The sequence below is a fragment of the Mesorhizobium sp. M1E.F.Ca.ET.063.01.1.1 genome (assembly GCF_003998155.1).
Lineage (GTDB): Bacteria > Pseudomonadota > Alphaproteobacteria > Rhizobiales > Rhizobiaceae > Mesorhizobium.
In genome coordinates this window covers 1-4,554 of sequence record NZ_RZSC01000489.1, presented here as the reverse complement: position 1 = coordinate 4,554, position 4,554 = coordinate 1, and the positions used below count along the sequence as shown (strand labels likewise).

General features: G+C 63.3%; 4 protein-coding genes and 1 tRNA gene. 4 read left to right on the top strand and 1 reads right to left on the bottom strand.

Going from position 1 to position 4,554, the window contains the following annotated elements:
• Positions 1 to 387 precede the first annotated feature (387 nt).
• Positions 388 to 477, bottom strand: a tRNA-Ser gene (locus EOA29_RS26120).
• Positions 478 to 823: 346 nt separating this feature from the next.
• On the opposite strand from EOA29_RS26120, the gene EOA29_RS26115 reads away from it, so the two are divergent.
• The 4 genes from EOA29_RS26115 (at position 824) to EOA29_RS26100 (ending at position 4,460) form a co-directional block, all read left to right on the top strand.
• Positions 824 to 1,564: a metallophosphoesterase family protein gene (locus EOA29_RS26115; RefSeq protein WP_126092061.1), complete on the top strand. Its 741-nt coding sequence runs from the start codon at positions 824 to 826 to the stop codon at positions 1,562 to 1,564.
• Positions 1,565 to 1,682: 118 nt separating this feature from the next.
• Positions 1,683 to 3,092, top strand: coding sequence for a bifunctional serine/threonine-protein kinase/universal stress protein (locus EOA29_RS26110; protein WP_126092062.1), 1,410 nt, complete (start codon positions 1,683 to 1,685; stop codon positions 3,090 to 3,092).
• Positions 3,093 to 3,278: 186 nt separating this feature from the next.
• Positions 3,279 to 4,004, top strand: a complete 726-nt coding sequence (locus EOA29_RS26105) for a hypothetical protein (RefSeq protein WP_126092063.1) — start codon at positions 3,279 to 3,281, stop codon at positions 4,002 to 4,004.
• Positions 4,005 to 4,139: 135 nt separating this feature from the next.
• Entirely contained in the window at positions 4,140 to 4,460 is a 321-nt protein-coding gene (locus EOA29_RS26100; RefSeq protein WP_126092064.1) for a hypothetical protein, read from the top strand.
• Positions 4,461 to 4,554: the final 94 nt, after the last annotated feature.

Genomic DNA, 4,554 nt, shown 5'->3' with positions numbered 1-4,554 from the left:
CGACATGCCGCGAGGCGGGCATTTCGCCGCGCTGGAAGAGCCGGAACTGATGCTGGCCGACCTGCGAGCCTTTATCGCGACGGTGTCGGGAGCGCGCTTTGGCTGCTTTCGGGACCATGGATTGACTGCCTAAACGTCTCCAATTGGGCGCTTCCTGCCATTCGGAAGTGCCCGCCGCGCACGGCAGTTATCCAATCGCCAAGACCCGAAAGCTGACTGTCCGCTCACGGCCCCAAACACGACGCTGATCACCTCGAGGTTGAGCGACGCCATGGCGGACCAAGTGGATTCCCGACAGTTTGTCACATAGATTAAGGACGCTTCGACTTTTAAGTGCGCCATGAACTGGCTAAGTATTTGAAATCATTGATTCATTAGGAAAACTTATGGCGGAGAGAGCGGGATTCGAACCCGCGTTACGGTTTCCCGTAAACACACTTTCCAGGCGTGCGCCTTCAACCACTCGGCCACCTCTCCGTCCTTGCATTCTCGCGCCGGCCGGTTTCGCCGTGCGGATTGGGGAGATGCATCTCCCTCGGGAAGGCCTCATCGGACAATCTGGGGAGCCTTCAACCGGCGGGCAACCCCTTCCCAGCACCTCTAACCGTCTAGGCAAACAGGCGCGGGGCTCATCTAGTCGATCCTAAAGCGAATGCCAAGCCATAATGGCATTGCAAACGGCATTTGCCGTCTGGCGCCGAGACAGCTCCGGCCGCCGCTGGGACGGAAGGCCTTGCCGCGGTTCGTGCATGGCCATTGAGCCGGATCAAATCCCTTGCGGCCGCCGGCTTGCTATCTTGCGCCGGTTTCGGGACAAGGTTGAATGCGCATCGCGATCCTGTCTGACATCCATGCCAACCGCGAGGCGTTCGACGCAGTCCTGGAGGCCGTTCAGAATCTGGCGCCGGACCAGTTGGTCCTGCTTGGCGACCTGGTCGGCTATGGGCCCGATCCTGTCTACGTGGTCGAGGAGGCGGCCGATCTGGCAAGGAGCGGCGCCTTCTGCATCATGGGCAACCATGACGAGGCGGCGGCGCTTGGCCGGAACGACATGACCGAGAACGCGCGGGTCTCCATCGAGTGGACCCGCAAGCAGCTCGGCCGGGAGCATCTCGATTTCCTGGCGCGGCTGCCGCTTTCGCTGCGGTCCGAGGACCGGCTCTATGTCCACGCCAGCGCGGATCGGCCGGAAAAATGGGTCTATATACGCGAAGTCGACGCGGCGGGACGCTGCTTGTCCTCGAGCGATGCCCGCTTCATCTTCTGTGGCCACACCCACATTCCGGCCATCTACTACGCCTTGCCCGGCGCGCGGCCCATCCATTTTTCGCCGCGGAACAATGTGGCGGCGCCCTTGTCCGGACTGCGGCGGCATCTGATCGTCGTTGGCGCGGTCGGCCAGCCGCGCGACGGCAATCCGGCCGCCTGCTTTGCGCTTCTCGACACCGAACGGCATGAGGTGACAATGGTTCGCGTTCCTTACGATCATGAGGCGACCGCCCGCAAGATCGAGGCGTCCGGCCTGCCCGCGTGGCTTGGCATGCGCTTGAAAATTGGCCGCTAGAGCGGTTCGCCGTTTCACGGAAACGGCGACCCGCTATAGCTCCTTGTTTTGACGCAATTCCGGGCGGAAAACCGCTCACACTTTTCCTGGAATTGCTCTAGTTTCCCGGAGACGATCGATGGACAGGTTGGAGGCAGGGGCAAGCATCGACGGTTTCGAACTCGTCGAAAGGCTTCAGTCCGGCGGCATGGCGGCGCTGTGGCGCGCGAAAAATTCGAAGTTCGATTTTCCGCTTCTGCTGAAGATCCCTTTTCTCGACCCAGGCGGGGACGTCTCCGTCATTCTTGGCTTCGAAGCCGAGGAACTGATCCTCAAACGCCTGTCGGGTCCGCATGTGCCGCGCTACGCCGCATCCGGCGGCCTGGCAAAGGTCCCCTATATCGCAATGGAGTTCGTTGCCGGGGTCGGCCTGGCGGAAGCGGCCGGCCGCACGCCGTTGCCGCCGGACGAGGTGGCAAGGATCGGCGCCGAAATCGCGAAGGCGCTCGCCGCCTTGCACCGCCAGAAGGTCGTTCATCTCGATCTCAAGCCCGAGAACATCATCCTGGCCGAGCGCGGCGCCGTGCTTCTGGACTTCGGCCTCGCCCGCCACGCCGAGCTTCCGGACCTTCTCGGCGAGGAGAGTTCCGTGCCGATGGGCACCGCAGCCTATATTTCGCCGGAACAGGTTCTGGGCGAGAGGTCCGATCCCGCAAGCGACCTGTTTGCGCTGGGCTGCATCCTCTATCAGCTCGTCACCGGCGAGGAGCCGTTCGGACGTCCGGCCACGCTCGCCGGAATGAAGCGCAGGCTCTATCATGCGCCCAAGCCGCCGCGAGATATCGACAAGGCCATTCCGAGGTGGTTGGAAGCCGTCATCCTGCGATGCATGGAAGTCGACAGGTCCAAGCGCTATGCCGAGGCGGCGCATGTGCTTTCAGACCTCAGAAACCCCGACCAGGTCGTGGTTGCCAGGCCGCGCGCGCCATCGAACGCAAGAAGCTGGGACGGCATCAGGAATCTCTTCCGCAGAACAGATGAGAAGGCGCTGGTGGGGAAGCCGGCTAGCTCGAGGGTACAGGCCGGACCGCCGATCGTTCTGGCCGCGGTCGACCTCGCCAACGGAAGCGATGCGCTGGCTGCCGAGGTTCTCCACGAAACCGCGCGCGTGCTTGCCGCGCGGGAGGATTCCTGGCTGGCCTGTGTGACGGTGCTGAAGACCGAGATCATCGGCGACACGCCGGCCGCCGATGAATCAGGACAACTGACCTACCTGAAGCGGCTGGTGGCGCTCAAAGACTGGGCGCATCCTCTGCATCTGCCGGAGGACCGCATAAGCTATCATGTGCTCGAGGCCGTCAGCCCGGCCGACGCCATCCTCCACTACGCCGAGCACAATGACGTTGGGCATATCGTTGTCGGCGCCCGCTCGTCTTCGGCGCTTCGCCGGCATCTCGGCAGTGTCTCGACCAAAGTCGTGGCGCGCGCCCTTTGCTCGGTATCGGTCGTCCGGTTGAAGGCGATGGAGGAGCTAAGGCGACAGCCGTGATGTCGTCGGTGCTCCGCAGGGCCCGTCCGCGCTTGACTTCGGCCCTGGTTGCCTGTCGACTCCCATGGAGCGCTTCGGTGTTCGGTAGAATCGCTGGATCGCTCCAACTGTTGGTTTCCTGCAAATTCGCATGGGAGCGGCTGCTCCTGGAATTGCATTGGGCTTTGCGAGGGGCATTGTCCTGACATGGCATCGATCGACCAGCAACCCGCGGGCCGGCCGGACAGCGGGCTCTCCTTCATCCCGGTGGCGTGGCTGATGATCGTCATGGGGCTGTCGGCCTATGGCCTGATCTCGAGCTGGCGGCTGATCGGCGACTTCAACCTGCCGGAAAGTGTGTTGTTCCTGATCTATGGCGGCCTCGCCGGCGGCCTCGTCACGATCCTGTGGGGGCTTTACCTGCTCGGCCTCGCCTTCAACCGGTCGGCGCGTTTCCCCCGCCACTACACCATCTGGCAGGTGGCCATCATCCTGTGGCTCGTCGTGCGCCAGGCCTATACGCTTCTGGTGCCCGACTTCGTCTTCTCCGCCGAAGCGCTGGGCCTCACCATAGCCGAGATCGCCATCGGCCTGCTCTGCATCTATCTCCTGCGGCGAGGCGCCGGCGCCGAGGCGGTCTACGCCAATCCGGAGACCGAACGCCCGCCGCTCCTGGTCTCGCTCGTTGCGGCGCTGCTCGGGATCATCCTTGGCGGCGCCATCGGCGCCGGAGCCGGATTTCTTGCCGGGTCGCTGATCGCGGACGCCACCCATATGAGCTGCTTCGAGGGCGCCTGCGGGTTTTTCGCCGCCTTCGTCGGCCTCGCGGGCCTGATCGTCGGCGCGGTCGCCGGCGGAATCTTCGCCATCTGGCGGGTCAACCGGCGAAAGCAGGCGCCATCGGCGCAAAGCAATTCCGGGAAAAATGCGTAGCGGTTTGCCGTCCGGAATTGCGTCAAAACAAATAGATAGAGCCGCTCAAAATCGTGTGTCGCGATTGCGTGGCGGTTGCGCACGCTCTATGTCGGTTGCGGGGCAGACGGGAGCTTTTCCCGGGGAGAGCGTTGGATGTTGCGTTTCATCTTTCGGCTGGCGGCTATGGTTGCATTGTCTATTTCCGTCATCATGGCGGTGATCGACACCACGCGCTCGGTGGCGGCATCGGCGCTCGTCATGACGCCGCTCAACGCAAGCTGGCTGGCGGTATCGCCCGACACCCGAGCGGCCTTCGAGACCTATGTACGCGCCAACGCCAGTCCGCTGGTCTGGGACGGCGCCATCGCCTGGGTGCTCGGCCAGCCCGGTTTCGCGGTGTTCGCGGTGTTGGCGTTCCTGCTCTACGCCATCGGCTACCGGCGGCGGCGCCACGAATTCGCTCCGACCAACTGACGCGGAGGTTTCGTTCCGCATGAAACGGTCGGCCCGACCGCTTTTTCCAAGAGGTCAAAATTCCACGTGAATTTTGTTTCGGGCCGTGCCAGAT